The 25,407-nt window shown below is 36.2% G+C and carries 22 protein-coding genes; 9 read left to right on the top strand and 13 right to left on the bottom strand.

What is annotated here, in order from left to right:
• Nucleotides 1-123: 123 nt before the first annotated feature.
• The gene (locus J2Y60_RS23795) at nt 124-2,340 is read right to left on the bottom strand and encodes an alpha-galactosidase (RefSeq protein ID WP_309924562.1); all 2,217 of its coding nucleotides are present in this window, start codon (nt 2,338-2,340) and stop codon (nt 124-126) included.
• 142 nt (nt 2,341-2,482) lie between these two features.
• On the opposite strand from J2Y60_RS23795, the gene J2Y60_RS23790 reads away from it, so the two are divergent.
• The 6 genes from J2Y60_RS23790 (at nt 2,483) to J2Y60_RS23765 (ending at nt 8,976) form a co-directional block, all read left to right on the top strand.
• Nucleotides 2,483-3,829: a glycoside hydrolase family 88 protein gene (locus tag J2Y60_RS23790; protein ID WP_309924560.1), complete on the top strand. Its 1,347-nt coding sequence runs from the start codon at nt 2,483-2,485 to the stop codon at nt 3,827-3,829.
• Between the two features lie 156 nt (nt 3,830-3,985).
• Nucleotides 3,986-4,714, top strand: a complete 729-nt coding sequence (locus tag J2Y60_RS23785) for an SIMPL domain-containing protein (RefSeq protein WP_309924559.1) — start codon at nt 3,986-3,988, stop codon at nt 4,712-4,714.
• 271 nt (nt 4,715-4,985) lie between these two features.
• Nucleotides 4,986-6,242 (top strand): amidohydrolase family protein, encoded by a 1,257-nt coding sequence (locus tag J2Y60_RS23780; protein ID WP_309924558.1) that lies wholly within the window; start codon nt 4,986-4,988, stop codon nt 6,240-6,242.
• A 94-nt stretch (nt 6,243-6,336) separates the two neighbouring features.
• Nucleotides 6,337-7,809 (top strand): DUF4301 family protein, encoded by a 1,473-nt coding sequence (locus tag J2Y60_RS23775; RefSeq protein ID WP_309924557.1) that lies wholly within the window; start codon nt 6,337-6,339, stop codon nt 7,807-7,809.
• A gap of 181 nt (nt 7,810-7,990) precedes the next feature.
• A complete protein-coding gene (locus tag J2Y60_RS23770) occupies nt 7,991-8,485 on the top strand; it encodes a hypothetical protein (protein WP_309924556.1) in 495 nt (164 codons plus the stop codon).
• Nucleotides 8,486-8,490: 5 nt separating this feature from the next.
• Nucleotides 8,491-8,976 carry a GAF domain-containing protein gene (locus J2Y60_RS23765; protein WP_309924554.1) on the top strand — a complete coding sequence of 162 codons (486 nt, stop codon included), beginning with the start codon at nt 8,491-8,493 and terminating at the stop codon, nt 8,974-8,976.
• 71 nt (nt 8,977-9,047) lie between these two features.
• Here the strand turns inward: J2Y60_RS23765 and J2Y60_RS23760 are convergent, their stop codons facing one another.
• Together J2Y60_RS23760 and J2Y60_RS23755 are read right to left on the bottom strand one after the other, a co-directional pair.
• The gene (locus J2Y60_RS23760; protein ID WP_309924553.1) at nt 9,048-10,598 is read right to left on the bottom strand and encodes a VCBS repeat-containing protein; all 1,551 of its coding nucleotides are present in this window, start codon (nt 10,596-10,598) and stop codon (nt 9,048-9,050) included.
• Nucleotides 10,599-10,704: 106 nt separating this feature from the next.
• Nucleotides 10,705-11,364 carry a phosphatidylserine decarboxylase family protein gene (locus J2Y60_RS23755; RefSeq protein ID WP_309924552.1) on the bottom strand — a complete coding sequence of 220 codons (660 nt, stop codon included), beginning with the start codon at nt 11,362-11,364 and terminating at the stop codon, nt 10,705-10,707.
• A 179-nt stretch (nt 11,365-11,543) separates the two neighbouring features.
• Between J2Y60_RS23755 and J2Y60_RS23750 the strand changes: the two genes are divergently transcribed.
• A complete protein-coding gene (locus J2Y60_RS23750) occupies nt 11,544-12,095 on the top strand; it encodes a sigma-70 family RNA polymerase sigma factor (RefSeq protein WP_309924551.1) in 552 nt (183 codons plus the stop codon).
• A gap of 50 nt (nt 12,096-12,145) precedes the next feature.
• On the top strand, nt 12,146-13,597 hold the full coding sequence (locus J2Y60_RS23745; protein WP_309924549.1) for a hypothetical protein: 1,452 nt from the start codon (nt 12,146-12,148) through the stop codon (nt 13,595-13,597).
• Between the two features lie 7 nt (nt 13,598-13,604).
• Here J2Y60_RS23745 and J2Y60_RS23740 read toward each other — a convergent pair whose 3' ends face one another.
• The 4 genes from J2Y60_RS23740 to J2Y60_RS23725 all read right to left on the bottom strand — a co-directional run bounded on the left by J2Y60_RS23740 (nt 13,605) and on the right by J2Y60_RS23725 (nt 17,781).
• A complete protein-coding gene (locus J2Y60_RS23740) occupies nt 13,605-14,690 on the bottom strand; it encodes a type III polyketide synthase (protein WP_309924548.1) in 1,086 nt (361 codons plus the stop codon).
• Nucleotides 14,691-14,808: 118 nt separating this feature from the next.
• Nucleotides 14,809-15,594 (bottom strand): alpha/beta hydrolase, encoded by a 786-nt coding sequence (locus J2Y60_RS23735; protein ID WP_309924546.1) that lies wholly within the window; start codon nt 15,592-15,594, stop codon nt 14,809-14,811.
• A gap of 6 nt (nt 15,595-15,600) precedes the next feature.
• The gene (locus J2Y60_RS23730) at nt 15,601-17,025 is read right to left on the bottom strand and encodes an MFS transporter (protein ID WP_309924544.1); all 1,425 of its coding nucleotides are present in this window, start codon (nt 17,023-17,025) and stop codon (nt 15,601-15,603) included.
• A 315-nt stretch (nt 17,026-17,340) separates the two neighbouring features.
• A complete protein-coding gene (locus J2Y60_RS23725; RefSeq protein ID WP_309924543.1) occupies nt 17,341-17,781 on the bottom strand; it encodes a Dabb family protein in 441 nt (146 codons plus the stop codon).
• A gap of 190 nt (nt 17,782-17,971) precedes the next feature.
• On the opposite strand from J2Y60_RS23725, the gene J2Y60_RS23720 reads away from it, so the two are divergent.
• Nucleotides 17,972-18,550 carry an NAD(P)H-dependent oxidoreductase gene (locus J2Y60_RS23720; protein WP_309924542.1) on the top strand — a complete coding sequence of 193 codons (579 nt, stop codon included), beginning with the start codon at nt 17,972-17,974 and terminating at the stop codon, nt 18,548-18,550.
• Nucleotides 18,551-18,747: 197 nt separating this feature from the next.
• Here the strand turns inward: J2Y60_RS23720 and J2Y60_RS23715 are convergent, their stop codons facing one another.
• The 6 genes from J2Y60_RS23715 to J2Y60_RS23690 all read right to left on the bottom strand — a co-directional run bounded on the left by J2Y60_RS23715 (nt 18,748) and on the right by J2Y60_RS23690 (nt 25,406).
• Entirely contained in the window at nt 18,748-19,452 is a 705-nt protein-coding gene (locus J2Y60_RS23715; RefSeq protein ID WP_309924540.1) for a sulfite oxidase-like oxidoreductase, read from the bottom strand.
• Nucleotides 19,453-19,709: 257 nt separating this feature from the next.
• Nucleotides 19,710-20,951 carry an MFS transporter gene (locus tag J2Y60_RS23710; protein ID WP_309924539.1) on the bottom strand — a complete coding sequence of 414 codons (1,242 nt, stop codon included), beginning with the start codon at nt 20,949-20,951 and terminating at the stop codon, nt 19,710-19,712.
• Between the two features lie 94 nt (nt 20,952-21,045).
• Nucleotides 21,046-22,578 carry a M20/M25/M40 family metallo-hydrolase gene (locus J2Y60_RS23705; protein ID WP_309924537.1) on the bottom strand — a complete coding sequence of 511 codons (1,533 nt, stop codon included), beginning with the start codon at nt 22,576-22,578 and terminating at the stop codon, nt 21,046-21,048.
• A gap of 524 nt (nt 22,579-23,102) precedes the next feature.
• Nucleotides 23,103-24,095, bottom strand: a complete 993-nt coding sequence (locus tag J2Y60_RS23700; RefSeq protein WP_309924535.1) for an aspartate-semialdehyde dehydrogenase — start codon at nt 24,093-24,095, stop codon at nt 23,103-23,105.
• A 39-nt stretch (nt 24,096-24,134) separates the two neighbouring features.
• Nucleotides 24,135-24,632, bottom strand: coding sequence for a hypothetical protein (locus J2Y60_RS23695; RefSeq protein WP_309924533.1), 498 nt, complete (start codon nt 24,630-24,632; stop codon nt 24,135-24,137).
• A 201-nt stretch (nt 24,633-24,833) separates the two neighbouring features.
• Nucleotides 24,834-25,406, bottom strand: a complete 573-nt coding sequence (locus J2Y60_RS23690; RefSeq protein ID WP_309924531.1) for a 5-formyltetrahydrofolate cyclo-ligase — start codon at nt 25,404-25,406, stop codon at nt 24,834-24,836.
• Nucleotide 25,407: the final 1 nt, after the last annotated feature.

Genomic DNA, 25,407 nt, shown 5'->3' with positions numbered 1-25,407 from the left:
ACCTCCTGTTTTTTGTGTTTGTCGTAATTCACAAAATAAACAAGGAGGTTTTTATTTGGCAAGCCATCCACAAAATTCGGGATGACTCATGTTTTTTTGATATAGCATTATTACTAAAATCCCTTATTTTACTGCTGTCAATTCAATCACTACACTTGTTCTTCTGCGTGTAATATCTGGATTGATACCTACATTCATTAAATAATCGCCAGAGTAAACAAGGTCTTTTGCTAAGCTAGACTTCGTATCAGGATAAATATTAATTTCCTGAACCTTGTATCGTTTCTTAGGGTCTAATCCTTTTAATTTCACAGGCGTAATACTGAATACTTGGTCGTATCTGTTGGTAGTTAAGTATGAAAATACCACCGCATGGTCTTGTTGTGCATTACTAAACATCAACGAAGCATAAGGATTCTCCCAAGGGTTTTTCAAACGATACAAATCACCATGCCAGATAACATCACTAACATTCTTATAATTTGTCAAGGCTTGTTGACTAAACTGTAAATCTTTTTCAGATAACTCACTTACTACAATATCATAACCCATTTTACCCATCATCGCTACGTCAGTACGGTATTTAATACCTACTTTACTCCAATCTGTAATATGGTTACACTGAGCGATAGCGGGATAAAAATAAGAATATTCCCATTGTAAAAATACTCTTTCAAGTGGGTCGGTATTATCACTTACCCAAAATTCCGTAAAGTATTTTAAGGCTTCGTAGTCTACTCTACCACCTCCGCCAGAGCATAACATCATAGGTACTTTAGGATATTTAGCCCTGATTTTTTCTAATACTTTATACAACCCTCGGACATATTCTATGTACAAATGGGTTTGAGGTAACCCCTTTTTCTGTAAATATTCTGAATGAGCATTGTATGTTACCGCATTACAATCCCACTTAATAAAGGCTATCTCTGGATTTTTTGTAAACAAATTATCAATTACGCCATATACAAAATCTTGTACTTCAGGATTCGACAAGTCTAAAGGTAATTGATTTCTAAAATATTGCTCTGGACGCTCAGGTTCACGAATGACCCAATCACGATGTTTTTCATATAATTCAGATTTCGGATTTACCATTTCAGGCTCAACCCAAATCCCAAATTTAATGCCTGCCTTTGTGGCTTCCTTTACTAAATATCCAATACCATTCGGTAGCTTTTTGCGGTTTTCTTGCCAATCGCCCAAGCCTGCATTATCGCCATTTCTTGGATATTTATTGGCAAACCAACCATCATCCAACAAAAACATATCAACGCCCAACTTTTTACCATCTTTGAAAAGTGTTGTCAGTTTAGGCTCATCAAAATCAAAATAAGTAGCTTCCCAGTTATTCAGCAATGTTAGTCTTGAACCTTCACCATCCAAAATCCTATATTTTCTAGCCCAGTTGTGCATATTCCTACTGGCTTCACCTTTTCCGTTATCAGAGAATGTAAAAATAAAAGATGGTGTTTTGAAATCTTGGTTACTAGCCAGAGAGTACTCAGAGGCAAAAGAATTGATACCAGCCAATAAACGAAGATTATGATAAGTATCCAGTTCAAAATCAATCTTGAAATTACCAGACCAAGCCAATGTGCCTAACAATACTTTTCCGTAGTCTTCTGTAGCAGGTTTATCAAACGACAACATAAACGTAGGAGGCTGAAATAAATTAGCTCTTGTACCTAACTTAGAATCCAACGTTTTGATACCAGCCGTTAGCTTTGTTTCCTCTGGCTTCATTTCCTTTGCCCAACCTCCATGATAATGATTGAGGTAATAATCATCTGCCATGAAATACAAATTGGCAGAAGCATACTTTTGTAAAGTAATATTTTTAGCTTCTTGATGCTTGATAACAGACCATTGCTCGATGACATTCTCTTTGAAATAGGTCTTGTAAAAAAGCCTAACTTCTACCGCATAAACAGGATCTTTTAGGATAATCATTGTCTGAGAAACATTCTCGTCAATTTTTGTTATTTCATGGCTTACGTATTTTAGCTCTAATGAAGTGTTGCCGTCAGCATGTTTTACTTGAATAGCAGGTTCTACTAAATTCCAAGTACCACTAGGCGTGTAAACGGAGTTGAAAATCCCCGAATTTTCATCGCTGATTTTATATTCCTTAGAAACTATAGGATATTCTGATGCTTGAGCGAGTTTCTTGCCGAAGAATACTGTTCCGAGACGATTTTCTTGATCTGTTTGAAAAACCAAGGCGTTCTGAGCCGTTTGTATAGGAATAGTAACAACGGGCTTTTGGGCTGAAAGACCAAAGCTGATGAGAAAAAGACCTAAAATGATATAAAACGTTTTCTGAGAGTGATTAAACATATTATTGTTTTTTAATTATTTATGCCAAATTAAATCATTTTATATACTTGAATAACCAATCCTATCATGAAATATACTTAAACTTCATTAGATTTCTGAGAGTATTGCCTTTATGCTCTCAACAACCATAATACATTTAAGCATGAAAAAAATTAAACAAAGCTCTTTTATCTTTCTGTTATGTTTAGGTACAGCTTTACCTTCTTTGGCACAGCAAAAATCTTTACATTCAGAAATGCTTCATACGGCTCAGCCAGATTACCCTGTGGCTTATACTACACCGAAAGTAGAGGAGGTTACCCAGTTGCTCAATAGAGTACATAAATATTTGGATGCCGTAACACCTACCAAAGTAATTAGCAATACGACTAAAAAGGAGATTACAGATTTTTCTAAAATAGATACTAGTGCCGTTGTAGAAAGAGGAACTTTTAGCTTAACTAGCTACGAATGGGGCGTTACTTACTCAGGAATGTTGGCAGCTAGCGAGGCTACTGGTGATGACCGCTTTAATGAATATACCCGTAAAAGAATGACTTTTCTAGCAGAGAAAGCTCCTTATTTCAAAGAAGTATTAAAGCAAAATCCAAGTAGTAAAGGGCTTCGTCAGGTAGTTATGCCACATGCCTTAGACGACTGTGGTGCGGTGTGTTCTGCTATGATTAAGGCAACCACAGGGAAGGTCATCAAAACAGATTTACGTCCTTTGATTGATAACTACATAAATTATATCAGCACTAAAGAATTTCGCTTTGCTGATGGTACGTTGGCACGTAATCGTCCGCAAGCTAATACACTTTGGTTAGATGATTTATTCATGGGAGTGCCTGCATTAGCACAAATGGGTAAACTAACAGGCGATAATCGTTATTTTGATGATGCTGTTAAACAAGTTTCTCAGTTTTCTAAAAGAATGTTTAATCACCAGAAAAACGTATTTATGCACGGTTGGGTAGCTGATATGGAAACGCATCCTGAATTCCACTGGGGACGCGCCAACGGTTGGGCTGTTTTGACGATGGTTGAATTATTAGATGTTTTACCAGAGAATCACGCAGGACGTGCAGAAGTATTGACATTGTTAAAAGCCCATGCAAAAGGCTTGGCTTCATACCAAACAGGAAGTGGTTTCTGGCACCAATTATTGGATCGCCCAGATTCATACCTTGAAACATCGGCAACGGCTATTTATGCATATTCGTTTGCTAGAGCCATTAACAAAGGATGGTTGGATGCTAAAGCGTATGGCCCAGCGACCTTATTAGCATGGAATGCTGTAGCTACCAAAGTAAATGCAGAGGGGCAAGTAGAAGGGGTTTGTGTAGGTACAGGAATGGGTTTTGACCCAGCCTTTTATTATTACCGTCCAGTGAATGTTTTGGCAGCACATGGTTATGGTCCTGTGTTATTGGCGGGTGCAGAAATGCTAAAGTTGATGAAATCTGGAAAATATACTATTAACGATAGTGCTTTGCAGTACAATAAATAACAACAGTCTATTTTTATCCAAGAGCCACAAATTGAGTATTAATCTCAATCTTGTGGCTCTTTATTTTTATCTTTATGTGCAATGTTAATCTTTTGTTAATAAAATACTTTTCACACAAAAGGCTCGTTTCCCTGTCAAATCAAATTAAACAATCAGATGAAAAAATTAGCTAAACTATTAATGCTCGTTGTTCCTTTCGGACTAGGAGCTTTTGCAAGCACTGCACAACAAGTAATCGTAGAGAAACCTCAACCTAAAAAAATTGAAGTAACAGGAAGTGCAGAACAAGAAGTATTGCCAGATGAAATATATGTATCTGTAACGCTCAGAGAGTACTTTAAGGACAAAGACAACAAAAACAAAGTTGATATTATGACTTTAGAGAAACAACTCCAAAAGGGCGTTGAAGAGGCCGGTATTGCGAAAGAAAACTTTACAGTAGGGAATATCAATGGCTATCGTGAATGGTTTGGTAAGAAAAAACCAACGATATTTTTAGAAAGTAAAAACTATGTCATTAAGGTTTCTAATCTTTATAAAATCGACGGAATCATTGCTAAGGTAGATGATAAGGGCGTTGCCTCTACTAATATCGAACGCTTTGAATATTCTAAAATAGAGCAATTAAGAAAAGAGATTAAAATAAAAGCCTTGCAAGCGGCAAAGGATAAGGCAAAGTATTTACTTGAAGGAATTGGCGAGCAATTGGGCGAAGCATTAGAAATCTATGAAATAGATAATGGATATGCCCCTGAACCGATGTATTCAAACATGAGGATGAAATCAGCAAGAGTAGAGTCAGCAGACGCCATGCCTGAAAGTACTATTGATGTACAGAAGATTAAAGTGAGATATGAGATGAAGACTGTTTTTAGAATTAAATAGTTTTTGGAGACTTTAGGACTAGAGGATGATGGACTAAAGGATAGGGAGATTATTAGATGTTAGAATAACAGGATGATAGATTGGTCAATATTGAGATAATACTATCAAAATAGAAGCATTAGCCTAAATATATTCTTAATGTCTTTTAGTCCATCATCCTCTAGTCCTAAAGTCTCCAAAATCCACTAATCTGCAAACAAAAAATCATTTTAATAGCACGATTCTCACGAGTCGTGCTATTTTTGTTTATAAACTAACTTCTTCAGCAAACATGAAAAAACATTTACTTTACTCAATAATCCTTTTATTCTTTTGCCTACCATCTTTTGCACAACAAAATACTTATTTGCTTAAACCCTCACGCGTTTTTGATGGAGAGGTGATTCATGAAAACTGGCAAGTATTGGTTCAAAAAGATAAGATTATTGCTGTGGGCGAAAACCTAAACGTTCCGTTAAATACGGAAATTGTCAATTTACCTCATACTACTTTATTGCCGGGGCTGATTGAAGGACATTCACATTTGTTACTTCATCCGTATAACGAAACTTCTTGGGACGACCAAGTACTGAAAGAATCTCGTGCTGAACGCATCGTCAGGGCGACTGTCCATGCCAAAAACACTTTGATGGCTGGCTTTACTACTGTTAGAGATTTAGGGACAGAAGGCTCAGACTATGATGATGTAGGTTTGAAGCAATCTATTGAAAAAGGGATTATTGCAGGCCCACGGATGTTGGTAGCAGGGCGGGCTTTGGTCGTTACAGGTAGTTATGGACCAAAAGGCTTCCAGTCGGATGTAAATGTCATACAAGGAGCAGAGGAGGCCGACGGGATAGATAATTTATCCAAAGCCGTGAGAACCCAAATCGGCAAAGGAGCAGATGTCATAAAAGTATATGCTGATTATCGTTGGGGACTTTTTAAAGATGCTCAGCCTACTTTTTTGGAGTCAGAATTAAAATTAGTCGTTGATATTGCCAAGAGTTCCGGGAGAGATGTTGTTGCTCATGCTTCTACGGCCGAAGGAATGCGAAGGGCAATTATGGCGGGTATCAAAACAATAGAACATGGCGACGGCGGAAATGCGGAAGTATTTGCCTTAATGAAAGAAAAGGGGGTATGTTTTTGCCCGACTTTGGCCGCTGGTGATGCCACTACCCAATACAAAGGCTGGAAAAAAGGACAAGAACCTGAGCCAACACGTATTCAGGAAAAACGCAAGAGTTTTAAACTAGCTTTAAATTCAGGCGTGAAAATCTGTATGGGTGGAGATGTCGGTGTGTTCCCGCATGGCGAAAATGCCCGTGAAATGGAATTGATGGTAGAATATGGGATGAAACCTATGGATGTTTTACAATCGGCCACCGCTATTAATGCAGAAGTATTTAAACTAAAAGAGCTAGGAAGAATAAAAAATGGCTATTTTGCAGATATAATAGCCGTTGAAGGAGAGCCTGAAAAGAGCATCTCTCATATCAAAAATGTGATATTTGTGATGAAAAATGGCATTATTTATAAAAAATAATACCTAACAGGCTGGTATAATTTTTTACTTATATATTTGTAAGAAAGATAATAAGTTATTACTGCATATATTGATTACCGCAAACCAAATTACTATGTTTACTCAAAACGACCTCAATCAAATTCAAGAATTAGGCATTAACTTAGAAACTGTTGAACAGCAAATTCAGGATTTCAAAGATGGATTCCCATTCATGCAGCTTCAAAAGGCCGCTACTCCTGAAAATGGTGTTATACAGCTTTCTGACGAGAAATTGGCCGAATATGTAAGCCTTTATGAAAGTAAAGTGAAAAGCATTACGCCATTAAAATTTGTTCCTGCATCGGGTGCAGCCTCAAGGATGTTTAAGTCTTTATTTGCCTTTTTGGAAGAAGGAAAATCAGATAAATCAACGAATCAGTTCTTCGAAAGATTACCTGAGTTTGCATTTTATGACGATTTGCAGAAAGTTCTCCCTGAAAATGCCGACGAAAAAACCATTGCCGACTATTATTTAACAAGCAAAGGATTGGAATATGGCTCTTTACCAAAAGGACTTTTAAAGTTTCATAAATATGAAACAGGCAATAGAACAGCCATTGAAGAACACTTGGTAGAAGGAGCAAATTATGCTAACACCGATGGCATTGTAAAGCTACATTTTACGGTTTCGCCTGAACACTTAACTCGCTTTAAGATGTTATTGGATAAGGTAGTGCCTACTTATGAAGCTACTTTTGGTGTGAGCTACGAAATTACTTTCTCTGAACAGCGTCGTTCGACAGATACCATTGCGGTAAACCTAGACAACACACCTTTTCGTGAAAAAGATGGGTCATTATTGTTTCGTCCAGCAGGTCACGGGGCATTGCTAGCTAATTTGAATGATATTGATGCCAACATCGTGTTTATCAAAAATATTGATAATGTGGTGCCAGACCGTATCAAACAAACTACCTATGACTATAAAAAGGCTTTGGCAGGAGTATTGGTGTATTATCAAGACAAAATATTCGACTATCAGCATCAATTAACACAGTTTGCTTCGCAACCTTTGATTATAGAATTGACTGAATTTTTTGAAAAAGAATTGTGTGTATTACAGCCATCGAATTTTACAGATTTACCTCATAACGACAAAATAGCTTATTTCCTTAAAAAGCTTAATCGTCCGCTTCGTGTTTGTGGGGTTGTGAAAAATACTGGTGAGCCAGGTGGAGGTCCTTTCTGGTGTAAGAATGCTGACAGAACTACTTCTTTACAAATTGTTGAATCGGCACAAGTTGATTTAGAAGATGAAAAACAAAAAGAAATTTTTAATAATTCAACACACTTCAACCCTGTAGATTTAATTTGTGCGTTGAAAAATAGCAAGGGGGAAAAATTTGATTTGCTAAAATTCCGTGATTCCAAAACAGGGTTTGTTACCCAAAAATCTAAAGATGGTAAAGACTTGAAAGCGCAAGAGTTGCCGGGTCTTTGGAATGGAGCAATGGCTGACTGGAACACCATTTTTGTTGAAGTACCTTTAATTACATTCAATCCTGTGAAAACAGTGAATGATTTACTAAGAGACGAACACCAATAAAAGGAAGGAGAATGAAGTTTATAAAATCCCTTTGACTCATAAACTTTCAACTCATTAGCTATATACGTCAACGGCTTTAATTTGTAAACTTTTGAAGTTACAAATTAAAGCCGTTAATTTTTAGGAACTGATTTTGCTTAAAAATCATTATCTCTTTAGTGAAAAAGAAAACAGAAAAAACATGTTTATTCCTTTTGAAAAAATGCCCGATTATGCCCGTGTTTGGGTATATCAGACTGATAAAAATTTAAGCGATACTGAATTTATTTATGTGCTAGAGACCCTTGAAGCACAGGTAAATCAGTGGGCAGCACATGGCGTTCCTTTAGTAGGTTCGGTAAAAATATTACACAACCGTTTTATTGTAGTAGCCGTAGACGAAGCCCAGAATCAAGCGTCTGGCTGTTCTATTGATGCTTCTACACGGTGGTTGAAAGAGCTTAGTGCTGAAATGAACATTAATTTCTTTGATCGTTCTATCGCTTTTATTCATCAAGATGCTATTCATACTGTAGAGATGTTGAAAATTAAAAGCCTTGTAGCCGAAGGAATCATTCATCCTGATACCTTAATCTTTAATAATTTAGTGGCTAATATCGGCGAATTTAAAAACAATTGGCAAGTAAGTGCAGCACAAAGCTGGATGAAACGCTACTTCCAACCTATTACCGCTTAATACGCATGTCAGAAAGTTTGTATATTCCATCAACGACTAATCGTAAAGAAATTTATGAAAGTCTTTTGCCACAAATCAAATCGCTTGTTTCAGGAGAAAACGATTTAACGGCAAATCTTGCTAATATATCAGCAGCCTTAAAAGAAGCTTTCAATTTCTTTTGGGTAGGGTTTTATCTAAAGAAAGAGAATCAATTAGTATTAGGACCTTTCCAAGGCCCTATTGCCTGTACACGCATCAATTTTAATAAAGGTGTTTGTGGGCATGCCTATACGACTAAAGAAGTTGTCATAGTGCCCGATGTAGAGGCCTTCCCTGGGCATATTGCTTGTTCGTCGGCATCAAAATCTGAAATAGTGTTACCTGCTATCAACAAAAATGGAGAAGTATTCCTAGTGCTTGATGTAGATTCAGATGAATTAGACGATTTTTCTGAAGCAGACGCAGAAGGACTATCGCAAATCATTAAGCTAATAGAAGAAATGGTGTAAAATTATAAATCATCAATCTTGTTCATGAAGAGGAAAACATATTCGACTTCATGAACAAGATAAAAAGTATATTAGAGAACGGCCTTTGCTGTTCTCTTTTTATTTTCTAAAATAATCGCAGAAGGAGGCAATTTTCTACCCATGTTTAACTGTTCAACATCAGGCATACCTCTTCGTAAAAACGAGCCTAATATAATGTCAGCATCGCCGTCTTGGTCCATATCTCCTACATCCATTACCATCCATTTCCCATGAGTAGCCTCAGGGAACGTAGCCACCTTAAACTGATTATTCCCTTGATTATCTAATAACAAGAAATCCTCATGAGGCTTTTGTGTGGGGTCTGTAAAGAATGAAATCACAGCGATGTCTAAATCTCCATCCAAATCAAAATCGGCTGCCATCGCTTTGGATGCTCCAAACATCGGGTAGAAATAAGTTTGCTTAAAATTGTTTTTGCCGTCATTCATGAAAATTCTGATGCCATGATAACTTTTGAGCGTAATGGAAAAATCAGCATTATCACCATTGGTATACAAAATATCCATGAAGCCATCTTTGTTGAAGTCTGCTAACTCCATGTAGCTAGAACCATAAACCGCAGGAAAAGAGAGGACTTGTTTTTCTTCAAAATTCCCATTGCCTTTGTTGTAAAAGATAAAAATACCTTCTCGGGCTTGCGTCATCAATGCCACAATGTCGGGCAGGTTATCGCCATTCATATCTTTGATGAATGTATTTCTTGCCCCTGGTAGTGCCTTTAAAAGGTGTTCTTGCTTATTTTTACCATCATACCAAGCTAATTTCCCGATTTCGTTGCCAAAATTGCAAAGGATAAAATCCTCTTGTCCATCCTGATTTAAATCGCCAAAAGTTGCCTGTACAGGTCTCTGTAATGATTCTATAATAGGCTTTTGTTGTTTCTGAGCATTGATTTCGAACAAACTACCTTTGCTGAAATTATTAGGATCCATCAAACCCATGGTTAATACTCTCTTATTTTTTGTAGAAAAATCTATATCTGAAACAGGACTAGGAACACTCAACGAATCTGTTTGTGTAAATCCTAAATCATAAATTTTCAGAAAACTTTGTAATCCGCGCCAGCCTATATAGATATTTTTTTGAGCAGGATTAAATTTAACAAAAGTTACATAAGGTATTTTGTTGGGAATTCCTTGTATTTCTACCACCTTAAAGTTGCTTAAGCCCACAGAAACTTTTTCTTTTGGGGCTTGTGGAAGGGGTTTCTCTGGAGCGTTATTGATATAATATTTTATGATTTTAGCCCAATCTTCTGGGGCAATCACAGGCTTTTCAGGAAATACATTGGCAGCTGCAAGAATTGGTAATTCCTCGGGAGACATTCCGTTGTACACTTTAAAAATATCAGGCTCTAACCCTAATCTATACGACATTTTAGGCAACACGCTTCTTTCCCAAGTAGTCTTATCTAATAAATCAGGGGAGGGTAGTTGATGGCAACTGCTACAGTAGGTCTGGGCTAATTCTTTCCCAGTTTTATTAGAAGGGACAGGAGGAACATAAGTCTCCTTTTTATTTGAACTAGAACAGTTCCAAAGTAAACAAACAACAATAATAAATAATAAACGATTGAACATTTCTTGAGATTGAAGTATAAAAATGGTTTTAAACACAAAAAGGGTAAATTAAAAATACTTGAAATTTTTAATTTACCCTTCTGGATATATATTGTTTAGAAAAATATTAGGCTAATTCAGCAATCACTGTTTCACCGCCTATTGGTCTGTCTTCTAAGTTCACTAAAATTTTAGCATCTAAAGGAAGATAAATGTCTATTCTTGAGCCAAACTTGATAAAGCCAAATTCTTTTCCTTGTTCTACAGCCTGTCCTTCTTTTACATACCAGCAAATTCTACGAGCTAATGCTCCTGCAATTTGACGGAACAAAACCTCCGTGCCGTTATCGTGTTTTACCACAACGGTTGTTCTTTCATTATCAGTACTTGATTTTGGATGCCAAGCTACCAAATATTTCCCAGGATGGTATTTGAAATAAGAAACAATACCAGAAATTGGATTGAAATTGATATGAACATTGATAGGCGACATAAAAATAGAAACTTGTCGGCGTGGTTCTTTGAAATATTCAGTTTCAACCACTTCTTCAATTACCACTACCTTTCCATCAGCTGGAGCAATGACGTGTTTTGAATTTTTTTCTGTTGTACGAACAGGTACACGAAAAAATTGTAAAATTATTAATGCAAAAACTACACTAAAAGCGTATACAGCATTGCTTAATATTTTATTTTCAACGAAAAAATAAGCAACTGCACTATTTAAAATGAGTAAAAAAATGATTGTAACTAAAATAGTACCTTTACTTTCTTTATGGATAGTCATGTGTTTAAGGGGGTATAATCAAACAAAGTTAATTAAAAACTTTGAAAATCATGAATTATTGGTTTGGGATAGTTATCTTAATTGTTGAATAAGGAAAGAATAAAAAAAAACATATATTGTCTATATTATTACGCAACCTTTTGTGATAAAAACCGTAATGGTAATGAAACGTATTCAAAATGCCCATTATTACAGATAAGAATAATAGCCTCCAAATCATACTCGAAGGATGCCGTAACGGCGATTCTAAGAGTCAAGAATTGCTATACAAGCAGTTTTATGGCTACGGTATGAGTGTCTGCTTGCGTTATACCAGAACGCGGGATGAGGCTGTGGAGATTGTTAATGATGGGTTTATAAAAGTATTTAACAATGCCGATAAGGTTGATTTGAATAAATCGTTTAAGAATTGGTTCAGAAGAATTATGGTTAATACTGCACTAGATTATTACAGGCAAAACCATAAATATTACGACCATGATGATATAGAATATGCAGAAAATTTGAGCGATAGGAGTGATGATGCATCAGCTAATCTTGCTTATGAAGAACTATTATCTTTTGTGCAAAGGCTGTCTCCAACTTATCGAACTGTTTTTAGTTTGTTTGCCATAGATGGTTATTCGCATGAAGAAATAGCAAAGATGCTAGGCGTTTCAGTGAGTGCTTCAAAGTCAAACTTAGCTCGTGCGAGGGTTAATTTGAGGGAAATGTTAAGTAAACGTTTTTAAAAATAACAAAAGAATAAAATAAAGATTCAACAAAGAATCTTACTAAAAAGATGTCAGATAAGTGGTGGGATATGTCCGATGATGAACTGGATGACCTTTTCAGAGAAGCCTCTGATAAGGTAGAAATCCCGTTTGACCAGTCGTCTCTGGATAAACTTAAAAATAAGCTTGCGCCGCAGTCTGCAATAATACCAGAAAGTCGTTATAAATACGAAAGATGGTTATTATTGTTGTTTTTGCTATGTTTTGTGGGTGGTATTACGATCTATTATTTTACTAAAAACAACCTCACAGATAAACTAACAACGGAAACCCAACTAAACAATAATCAATTAGAAAGTCAAAAAGAGGTATCAAAAGCATCTAAACAAAGCACTACAAAGGGAGAAGAACTAAGTGAAAATATTGCTAATTCTAATGCTGTTTCAATACCTGATGATAAAAAAATAACCGTACAACCTAAAGTTGAAAGTGTTGATAAAGGCACAGTGATAGAAAATAAGGTTGATGCTGTTTCAAAACGCAATGAAAAAGTCAATTCAAAGGCATTAAAAATATTTAAGTCTATCCCAAGCTTAGCAAAAAATAAAGTAACCTCTAAATCATTTACTAATTTTAATTATACTAGTCGAGTTCAGGAGGTATCGAATATTCGTCAGGCAGAAATAAAGAGTGATAGACAAAAAAGTATAGATAATATTGGGCAAAAAGAGATAGGAGAGGGAGTATCATTCACCCAAGGAAATGTGACAAGAGATAATACATTAAAAACATCTGAAAGCTTGTCATTACTTACTGGCAAGCCCTTAAAGCCACTGAAATCAGCGTTAGAAATCACTTTGCCAGAATTTGAAGAGAGTAGCAGTGAACCTCGTGTTAGTCCGCTTGTTAAATCTAATAAATTTTCACGTTTTGGGGTTAGATTATCTATTGCACCAGATGCAAATGGAGTAGAAAGCTTAGCTGGTTTTGCACTGGGCAAATCGGCAGGGATATTATTCGAGTATAATATCACGAAGCGTATCGTTATTCAAACAGGAGCAGTTTATAGTTCAAAAAAATACAGTACGGGTATCGAAAACTATCATGCGTGGGCAAAAAACTGGGCTACCCGCCCTGTTTTGCCTACAAGTGTTGAGGGCGATTGTCAAATTTTGGATATACCTTTTAATGTCCGTTACAATGTTTTACAGAAAGCTAAAGATACTTGGTTTGTAAGTGCAGGGGCATCTTCTTATTTGATGTTGACAGAAGGATATGAATATTATTATCCTGAAACAGCTACAGTGCCACCTAATTTCCCTAGATATGTATCTTGGAAAAGAGATAATGATTATTTTATGAGTAGCTTGAATATTTCATTTGGGTTTGAGAAACGAATCAATAACCATCTTTCTATCCAAGCAGAACCTTATTTGAAAGCACCTTTGAAAGAAGTAGGGCGAGGAAAGGTTAATTTATACAGTAGCGGAATTATGTTCTCGTTGAAGTATGGTTTTTAGAGAAACGCTAAACGATTTCCAGAATCATCGATTCTAACGTCAGTCCTGGCCCAAAAGCACAGCTTAGAATATGTTGGTTTTTGCGAACATTTGCTACATCTTCGATGATAGCCTTCAATACAAAAAGTACTGTTGTCGACGACATATTTCCGTAATCCCTCAGAATCTGATAGGCATACCGATTGTCCTCCACACTAATACTTAGCGCCGTTTCAATGGCTTCTAAGATAGCTTTTCCCCCAGGATGCATAGCATATAATGAAATATCCTGTGTAATCAAACCACAGTTTTCTAATAATTTATCTGTTAGTGCCTTAATGCCTGATTTTACCAATTTCGGAATGTATGAAGTGAGCGTCATTTCAAAGCCAAAGTCGGCTACTTGCCAAGCCATATCTTGTTTTCCTTCAAGGTATAAATCACAAAAAAACGATTTTAATGCCAATGATTGTCCCGTCGCTGAAGGCGTTCCTGTTATTAAAACAGCCGCAGCTCCATCTGCAAATAATGCATTGGATAAGAGAAAATCTTCATCCATTTTTTTCTGGAAATGAAGTGTGCATAACTCTACACAAATAACCAATACCTTCGCTGTTGGATTAGCTTTACAGATAACATCGGCCATTTTTAAGCCATTAAATGCCCCGTAACAGCCCATGAAATTAATAGCGGTTCGCTGAATAGTAGTGTTTAACTGTAAAGACGCAATAATTTCAATATCAAGTCCTGGAGCATACATTCCTGTGCAACTTACGGTAATGATGTGCGTGATGTCTGGAAGAGTGCCTAAGTTATCAATCGCTTTTAGGCAAAGAGGCAATGCATATTTTTTATAGGCAACCATTCTTTGAGAAATACTTGGGAATGGTTCTAAATCTAATGTATTTGGGTAAAATTCGTACTCATCAATAGTTTTACCATAATCTGTTAATACAGAGTATCGTTGATTGATTTTGGTAGAACGATACAGCGCTTTTAGTCTTCGTTGGTCGTATTCATTCATTTGAAGTGCAGAAGCCATGAATTCCGCAATTTGAATCTGAGGAAAACAGTTTTCAGGAACAGCCGTACCTATAGCATTGATAAAACTCATAAATGATTATGGTATTAACCGTTTGTTGATAATGAAAGCTACGCATTATACATGATAATACAAATGATATACGAAATTGGAAGGATAATTGTTTTAATATAGTCGGATAGATGTCACTTTATATTATTTTATCATTCATTTGTAGGTATTCTACTACTTTTTCAAGCATTTTTGTATGTCCAGCTTCAAGTGTTATCATCTGAGCATTTGGTAATTTTTGTGAGAGAGGCAATACTTGTTTAGTCGGTAGAATAGTATCGTATTTTCCTGTGAAAATACTTACTTTAATATTTCGTGAATTAATTACTGCTGATAGTTTGCTCATATCAAACTTTAAATGCCTAAAACCAGTCCATGATTCAAAAACTTGCTTTTTTTTGCGAGGAGTATCAAGCATTCTATGGGCGAAGCGTATAGAACTTTCGGGGACAATCCGCATTTTGGCAAAAAGCTTGGTTAATACCAATAGCTTATCTTCTTTAAAAATAACGTATTTGAACAACCTCCTCGTCAGATTAAAATGTGTGGCAAAGGCATAAATTGGATGCTCAGAAATGCCATCTGGCGCAATTAGTATTAGGTTTTCAACTTTTTCGGGAAATGCTTCTAGTGTAGCCAAAGCAAATCTACCACCCATACTAAAGCCTACTATTGAAAAAGAATCGATATTATTTTGGTGTAGAAAACTTTTCAAAAAATCTTTCCAATTTTTTTTGGTAATAATTCCATTTATGAGATGGTTATTGATGCTTTTTCCATGAAAAGGGAGGTCAAATGCATAGGTAGTGTAGGTATCACCAAAGGTTTCGCCAAATTGTTGGAAACACAAAAAATCCTGCCCAATTCCATGAAAGGCGAGCAGGATTTTTTGTCCGTTTCCAAATTTTTGAAAATGTAATTCCATTAATTATTAATGACCTTTACCGCCTGTAACAACAGCATTATCAAAATCAATTCCTTGTCTTCTCAATACACTTTGTACTCTTATTCCAAAAAATACTAAGTAAGAGAAACAAATAATTGGTACAAAATAAGATTGTTGAATACCGATTGTATCAGCCACGATACCTTGCAATACAGGCACTACGGCACCACCACAAATCATCATAATCATGTATGCTGAACCTTGGTTGGTATATTTTCCTAAACCTGCTGTACCCAACGAGAAAATACATGGCCATAAAACCGAGCAGAACAAACCTCCACTAATGAAAGCGAATAAAGTAACAGTTCCGCTAGATACTAAACCGATTATCATGGCTAAAGCACCCATTCCAGAGAAAACCAATAATGTTCTTACAGGCTTTTCATCGCAGTAGAAGAACGCCGCAATCATAATCAATACGCAAATACCATAAGCGTACAAATCGCTCATATTGCTTCCGTGCAATGTATTTACACCTAAAACAATGGCAAAAGCTACGAATGGCACAATGATAGTCAATAGTTTTTTAGTAGTCGGAGTAACGTCAAAATTACTGATTGAGGCCGTCCAACGACCAATCATCATACTTCCCCAGAACATTGAAACGTAGTGTGAAATCTGAGAAGAATCTAAGCCTTGAGTTACTTTTAAGTATTCACCTAAATTACTACCGATGGTTACTTCAACCCCCACGTACATGAAGATAGCAAACATCCCCATTAATAATTGTGGGTATTTCAATACACCTGTTCCGATTTCTACTTCTTCGTCATTCGTTATTCTTGGTAGTTTAGAAACTTTGAAGAAAATAGCCATTAATACAAAAAGTGCTCCTAGAATCAAATAAGGTAATTTCACAGATTCGATGGTTGCATTTTTAGCAGCATCGGCCGCAATTGAACCAAATATGGCGAAGCTGATGATAACTGGGCCAATAGTCCCTCCTAAATTGTTTACAGCACCACCTAAGTTAATTCTGTGTGAACCCGTTTCAGGTGGTCCGAGGGCAATCATAAATGGCTGTGTAGCCGTTTGTTGAAGCGAGAACCCTAAACCAACAATAAACAATGCTGACAATAATAAAGGAAAAGATTTCATTTCGGCTGCTGGATAAAATAGCAAAGTACCTAACGCCGATATAATTAAACCGTACACAATCCCATTTTTGTAGCCGATTTTGTTCAAGATATCACTTTTTATGGCACTTGAAACGATAAAGTATAAAATAGAACCAACCGTATAAGCGATATAAAATGCAAAATCAACCAATTGTGCTTGCCATTGTTCTAAACCAAATTTTTCCTTGAATAAAGGAATTAAAATACCGTTTGAGGCAGCAACGAAACTCCAAAAGAACCATACTGTCATTAAAGTATAAAGATGGGACTTTTGATTGGATTGTGTGGTCATTGAAAACTTGTTTAAGGGTTATTTTTTGAATGAAGCGGTTTAAACTTTCGGATTCTGAGGTGAAAGCATTGTATTTTTGAATTGATTTTTTCAAAATTTGCGAAGTATAGCATCGCTACGTTGAGTAAATTTTGGAACAAGCTATTCTAAAAGACTTAGTTTAACCCGAAACGGAAAGTTTAAACAGCTTCGATAATTAAAAAGGATAATTTTACTTTAAAACTAATACTTTTTAATTGTTTCGTCAAAAATATATTAATAAAATACTAGAGTCTTTACTTATATTGCCGATTAAGCTTCAAAAGAGTCTATTCACTACTGAACATATATATCTGCTGAGTCATAAACTACTACTTTAGACCATAAGTGATGATTGTCTGCTCCGAATTTTTTGTGTAATGGATGTACCAAATACTTTTCTTCATCTTCTTTACTAGCAAAAATCAACATTACTGAAAAAGAATAAGAAGCGTCAGTTACGGGCTTGTCAAAATCATTGATAGAAGGAAGTCCAATATGTGCAGATTTGATTACTTCTATTTTTCCTAAAGCTTTCAAGGCTGCTAATAATTGGTCATGGTCTTTTTTATTAGAAGGGTCTTTCAACCAGAAAAATACATGATGAATAAACGAAAGTTTGCCAGCTACTGGTGCAGCGGCTTCTGAATCTGTGGTAGCAATACCTGTCATAATAGTTCCTGTAGCTAAAGCTACTGTTGAGTTTTCTAAAAATTGTCTTCTAGTTGATTTTTGCATGATTTTGGATGAGATAAGTAAAATTTACAATGTTTTTGAAGAGTTTCGCAACAAATATATCTTTTCTTGACTTAAGTCTATCATGAAATACCTGTGAACTATTTTTATAGCGATATCGGTTAACTCTATAGATTAAACATTTTTTGTAATTTACGGCTTAATTAATACCCATTTCCCTAAAACATACATTATGAATATTGCTATTATTGCCACATCGCCCAGAAAAAACAGCAACTCATTACGCTTTTCTAAATACCTCCAAAAAGTACTCTCTGCGGAAGGTTTTGAGTCAACCACGGTGGTAGATTTTCATCATTTTGATATTCCTTCAGTAGGAAGAGGAGTAATTAATAAAGATGAATTAACTCCTTTTCAAAGCGAATTGATTGGTGCTTGGGCAAAAGCCGATTTAGTTTTTTTTGTAAGTCCAGAGTATAATTGGACGGTGAACGGAGATTTATTAAATGCGCTACACCAATTAGGTTCAAAGGATTTTGTGCATCTTTTTGATAACAAAGTATTTGCTTTGGCAGGGGTTTCGAACGGACGTGGCGGAAAAATTCCTTGTTTAGAATTGACAACCGTGATTAATAAAATTATCAATTTCACGCATCAATATTCAGTGGTTTCGCCAAGAATCTATGAGTCGCATGAAACATCATCAAATTTAGATGAGCATTCAGAATCAACAGGTAATAAAATATATGAATTTACTGTAAAATCTTTTGTTGAATACGCCGTGGCAGTAGCACAGAGGTGGGTTAAATAATTGTGATTTAGTGATTGAAATAGTTGTGAGTTAGTGAGTTTTTAGTTGTGAGTTAGTGAATTGTGAGTTAGGTTTTTTAATTGTAAGCTAGTGATTGAACAATTTAAAAGGAGCTTCGTCGTAAATCAATTATCCCAAAATTATTTTATTTTTTAAATCACTAACTCACAACTCACTCATTCACAACTAAAAAATCACTAACTATATCTATCATTCCTCCAAGGATAAGCCGTGTTTGAATAGCCTCTTTCTTCCCAAAAACCTAACTTGTTTTTAGGCATGAATTCTATTCTTTTAATCCACTTAGAGCCTTTCCAAGCATATAATTGTGGCGTAATCATCCGTAATGGTCCACCGTGTTCTACAGCCAAAGGTTGACCGTCTACGGTATGCACTAACAATACATCTGGCTTTAGGGCTTCTTCTAATGACACATTCGTTGTATAAGTGTCATAGCCATAACACATTATGTGCGTGGCAGTTTCTTTGGGTTGTACTAAGGCCGCTAAATCTAACAAACGTACGCCTTGCCATACCATATCTAGTTTAGACCAAGTAGTTACACAGTGAAAATCTGATACATCCTCCGTTTGTGGCAAAGCCATAAAATCATCCCATGTTAATATCAATGGTTTTTCTACTTCGCCATCAATAATCAATCGCCATTTGTCTAAAGGGATTTTTGGTTGATACCCCAAATCTAAGACAGGCCATTTAACAGTTAGGGTTTGTCCCACTGGAGTAGTTGGCATACCGTGCCTATTGATAGGCCCCTTTCCTTGAGGTTTTGAATCAGCCATTGAAGGCGTCGCTTTCATTTTTTCTTCAAAACGAGCTTTCAATTTCATTCTAGCCTCGATGATACGGTCGAGCTTATCGTCTTGATGTTGTTCGTTTTCCATAGTAGTATTTTTAAGCGTTGAGCTTTTTTGTCTATTTTTTTTACCCGCAGATTTACGCTGAAAACTTACGCAGATGACGGAGATTTTTAATTTATCACAACTTTAAATCAGCGGGTAAAATATCTTCCGCAGATTTACGCTGAAAACTTACGCAGATGATGGAGAATTTAATTTATCGAAACTTTAAATCAGCGGTTTCAAATCTCTGAAATCAGCGGGTAAAATATCCTCCACAGATTTCTACTACAAAAGTATAATCATAATCTATACTCTATAGTTTCTTCGGCATTAATTTTTAACCATAAAAATGCACCAATGATTACGATGATGCCAAGTAACAACACAGGGAAATTGTACCCAAAATTAGTCACTAGATACCCAAAACTTACGGTGTTTAAATAAGCAACTAATAATCCTGCTGAATTCATGGCTCCAGAAATTGACCCACTTCTTTTTCCTCCAATATCCATTGAAACAGCCCAAGCTACTGGCGCAGTCACATCCATAAAAGCCATGCCCAAGGAAAGCAGAATAATAGCAACAGTATTATTTGCTGTAAGCGCCGAGATAATTAAAAATATACCTGAAATACCCATACCAATCATCGGAACAATTCTTCGTCCCCATTTCTTACCATACTTCTTTACTAAAATATCGCTAATAAAACCACCCATAAAACAACCAAAGGCTGCTAATAAAAAAGCGATAGAACTGATATATTTTAGTTGGTCTTCGCTGACCCCTCTACCTTGTTGCAAGTATTTAGGCAACCACGTTTGAAAGAAATAAATGCCTGTTGCATAGCAAGCGTACATTCCCATCAGAAACCATAAGTTTTTACTTTTCAGAAATTTCCTAAAAGGTACTTTATCTGCATGATTATCTAATTGACGCTTCGCTAAGATTTCATCTAACTCACTCTTTGAAATATCTTTTGCCTGCGTGGGGTCTTCTTTATGCCAAAAGTACCAGAAAATCACCCAAATTACGCCTACAAAGCCTAATACATAGAAAGATGCCTCCCAACCATACCGCTGTTGAATTGGGATAACTACTAGCGGTGTTAAACCAGCCCCTAAACGCGAAGCACCCCAAATGATGGCTTGGGCTTGTCCACGTTCGTTAGCAGGAAACCATTTTGCCAAGGCAATAGCAATATTAGGATATGCACCCGCTTCGCCAATGCCAAATAGAAACCTAATACCAAGGAGCATGACAAAACCAGTGGAGAAACCCGTTAATACCGTAAAAAACGACCACCATAATACTACTCTAATCAGAACCGATTTTGCCCCGATTTTATCACCCAATAAACCTGTAGGAACTTCAAAAAGGGCATAAGCTAAAGTAAATGAGCCTAAAATCCAGCCCCATTGTACGGGCGAAAGTCCTAGTTCTTTTGTGATACGTTCTCCTGCGGTAGAAAATGCAATACGGTCTAGAAAAGTTATGACAGATAAAATAGCAAGTACTAACAGCACTTGGTGACGTTTTTTCATTATTAAAAGGGTTTATTTAGATGGTTAAAGATAAGTAATAGTTATGGATTATAATTTCAAAAAGCTGATATTCACTATAATTATACTGTTCAATTTATTGAATATTCATCAATGCTACATACGTTTCAAGTCCGTTCCAAAGGTTTTGTATTCTGATGTTTTCATTTTCAGCATGCTGGTTATTGTCATGATTGGCAATAGGTACAGTAATGGTAGTAGTTGACAAATATTTGCCAAATAAATACAGAGGCAAACTTCCACCTGAGCTTGGCATCAACACGATGTCCTCTTTAGAAGTACTCTGCACAGCTTTAATGATAAGTTGAGCGATTGGCAAATCCATTTTAGTCCGTTGAGCATTGTATCCATCTTTGGCTTGTACACGGGCAATGAGTGGATATTTTAAACGCTCTTCGTCTGTAATACTTTCGTTGGTCGTGACATAATAGCCTTGAGCTTTGATATGATTAATTACTTTTTGTACCTGTCGTTGAGCATCATTTCCTAGCACCAAGCGTAAGTCTAAAGCCGCTGTAGCCGAGGTAGGAATAATATTGGCTACCATTTTACCAACATTGGCACTGGCTATGCCATTGATATTTAAAGAAGGCAAACTAATTAATTCTGCTAATGACCTACCATCACCTTCGGCACGGACAAAACCCAATTCATTTTTCATTTGTTCGTCGGGAGGAGGAATATTAGCTAAAGCTTGTTTTTCTAAGGCTGTTAAAGGTGTAACATCATCATAAAAATCTTTGATTAATACTTTACCTTTTTCATCTTTCATAGATGCCAATAGATTAACTAATAAATTAGCAGGATTGGGAGCCCAGTTGCCATAATGTCCACTATGGAGTGGTCGTTTTGAGGCATATACCTTTATTTCAATATTTACATCTCCGCGTACACCAAACACAACCTGTTTGCGTCCAGATTGATGTACTGGCCCATCACAAATTACCCAGAGGTCTGCTTTGAGTTTATCTTTATGCTTATCTAAAATTTCTTCCAAGTGTGTAGAACCCGCTTCTTCTTCTCCTTCAAAAAAGAATTTCAAATTAACTTTCGGACTAATACCCATTTTTGTCATAGCCTGATAAGCTGACAGAATGGTAAAAACTCCTGCTTTGTCATCAGAAGCACTGCGACCATAAATTCGCCATTCGGGATTGATACTTTCTGTGGCCTTAGGCGTAGGAATAATTGTTCCGCCCTTTTCCAAAGACCCATTTAAGAAAACCGCTTCAAAAGGCTTTATACCTTCTGCCCATTGGTTTGGGTTTACTGGCTGACCGTCGTAATGAGCATAGAACACCAATGTCTTTGTAGCATTAGGCACAATTACTTCGCCAAAAATAGCAGGAGGAACACCTTTGGTTTTGGCATCTAACTTTTGAGCTTTGATACCCCTTTCCTCCATCATTTTTACGATATAGTTAGCCGTTTTCTGAATGCCGACGGTATCATACACTACATTAGGAATAGACAGCAGTCCCATGAATTCATTCAAAAGACGATCTTCATTCGCTTTACGAAATTCACGTGTTTTTTCTACTAAAACATTTTGCGAGAAGGCAGACAAAAGAGTGAGACTGAGTATGGTAAGTAAAAAATAGCGTTTCATGGATGAAGTATGGATTTTAGTTTACCCAAACTTACATTTTGCAACGCATAAAACAAAATTGAGGGGAGGAGGGTAGACTTGAGGAGGTAAGATTATAGACGTTAGACACAAGACTTTAAGACTGAAGAAAGTTGGGGTTTTAAACCCTATCGATTACCCACAAGTATATAAATAATTGGTAATCAATATGAATTAACCTCACCCCCAACCCCTCTCCTTCAGAGATGGGAGCTTTAAGTACCAAAGTCTACACCCCTTCTCTGAAGGAGAAGGGGCTGGGGGATGAGGTTTGAGAGGCGATTTAAAACCATTTTATCAATAATCACATCTTCATTTCAATTTTTTTAAAAGATGTGGGTAATCGATAGGTTTTAAACCGTGGTAAATTCAATCTCTTCCAGTCCTAAAGTCCTTTATCATCAAGTCTTGTATCTAATGTCTAACATCCCCAAACCTACCAAAAAATAAAAAGCCGAGATAATTATCTCGGCTTTCATTTCACTATCAAACAAACCTGTAAACTACTAAATAAGATTGTTTTTAGCCAAATACTCTACAATTTGCACAGCGTTAGTAGCAGCACCTTTACGAAGGTTATCCGCTACAATCCACATATTGATGGTATTAGGTTGTGTTTCATCACGACGGATACGTCCAACAAAAACCTCATCCTTACCATGTGCATTAATAGGCATTGGATATACAAAATTCTTAGGGTCATCCTGTAAGATTACGCCCTCTTCATTTGCTAAAATATTTTTTACTTCTTCTACGTCGAAGTCATTTTCAAATTCAACATTTACTGCTTCAGAGTGTCCACCAATCGTTGGGATACGCACTGTAGTAGCTGTTACCGCGATAGAATCATCCAACATGATTTTCTTGGTTTCATTCACCATTTTCATCTCTTCTTTGGTATAACCATTATCCAAGAATGAATCAATGTGTGGTAAAACGTTCAAATCAATTTTGTGTGGATATACCGCAGGTACATCTGTACGACCTTCACGTTCTGCGAATAATTGATCAACTGCCGCTTTGCCCGTTCCTGTTACTGATTGATACGTAGACACAACAACACGTTTGATTTTATATTTTTTGTGTAAAGGGTTCAACACTACAACCATCTGAATTGTAGAACAATTCGGGTTAGCAATGATTTTATCTTCTGATGTTAATGTAAACGCATTAATTTCTGGTACTACTAGTTTTTTAGTAGGGTCCATTCTCCAAGCTGAAGAATTATCTACTACTGTAATCCCTGCCGCTGCAAATTTCGGAGCTAATTCCAAAGATGTACCACCACCTGCCGAGAAAATCGCCACGTTTGGTTTCATCTTAATAGCATCATCAAAACCAACAACGGTGTACTGTTTACCCTTAAATTCTACCTGTTTACCTACTGAACGCTCAGAGGCAACTGGGATGATTTCTGTTACTGGGAAGTTACGTTCCGCTAACACTTTAAGGATTTCGCCACCGACCAAACCTGTGGCTCCGACTACTGCTACTTTCATTTTAAAAATTGATTATTAATTGATTATATAAAAAAATACTTAAAAATTATGCTTTAATCCAACCCCCACTATCGCCTGATGGTCTGGTGTTGTTTGTACATTTAGCCCGATTTCGTTATTGCGGATAACCTCATTATAACGATTAATCGCATTAGATAAATGCATATTTGCTTTTACATTTAAATAGGTCGAAATCAATAAAGTACTGCCGACTGTTGACCAATAAAAACCGCTTGATACTTTATCTCTATTAAAAACTGTATAAAGCGAAACCCCCGCAGGAATAATATTGATTAGCTTAACTAGCTTTTGTTGCTGTTTATAAGTCAGGAACTCCACACTTACTTTGGGGTCTCTGGCTTGCAACAAGGGTATTTGTAAGGCCGCTGCGTTATCAATAATCTGTCTGTCATAAATAAATTTTACGCCAAACAATTGTCGCTTAACTGAAATCGGATACAAAGTTCTTTTTTCTTCCTGAGCAAAGGTTTTAAAACCTATACATAACAAAAAGCATATTAAAATCTTAGTTTTCATGGCTTCTTTCCTGTGATTTATCGTTCAAAAAAATCACAGCGTTGAATAGTCGTCAGAATCATTGAAATTTAATTTCCTTTGAAAGTCAGGGAAAATAAAAAGTTTGCAAAATTACTTGATAAAGTTGGAAGAGAAAAGGAATCTGCTGGGAATAGTAGAGTAAATTTGTAGGAATTCTTGTTTTTTATTGAAATTTTACTTCTATCCGAAGGAATATAGTCTATTTGGACTAATACAATAATTGATTTTTACATCAAATTCGTTTACATCCTCAATGTTGTCAATGGGTTCTTCTAAGCATAAGCCAATTGTAATGAGGTCTGGAGCACATTGCTTAAGAAACCGATCATAAAAACCTTTGCCATAGCCCACACGGTTGCCTGCTATATCGAAAATCAATAACGGAACGATTACCATTGAAATATCAATAGGCAAAACGGGAATAGTTGGAATAGGCTCTGGAATACCCCACTTGTTTTCAACCAATTGACTTTTATCGTATAGAAAATGTTCCATCTCGTTGGTTTCAGGAATACTTTTGGGCACAACTAATTGTACGTGAGGAAATTCCTGCTGAATTCTGTCAATTATCAAAAAAGTATTAATTTCATGATGCCTGATAATAGGCAGAAAAATATGAAGATATTCAATCGTAGAAAGATTGAAATGCTGAAAGAACAAATCGCAAATAGCTTGACTCTTTTCGGTGATACTTTCCTGACCGAGTGCTTTTCGTTGAGCTAAATAATGTTTCCTAAGTGCCGATTTGTTCATA

Origin of the sequence: Arcicella sp. BE140, from assembly GCF_031456255.1 — a bacterium.
In the GTDB taxonomy this organism is placed as follows: domain Bacteria; phylum Bacteroidota; class Bacteroidia; order Cytophagales; family Spirosomataceae; genus Arcicella; species Arcicella aquatica.
The sequence above is the reverse complement of the archived record's forward strand: the minus strand, read 5'-3'. Positions and strand labels throughout refer to the sequence as shown.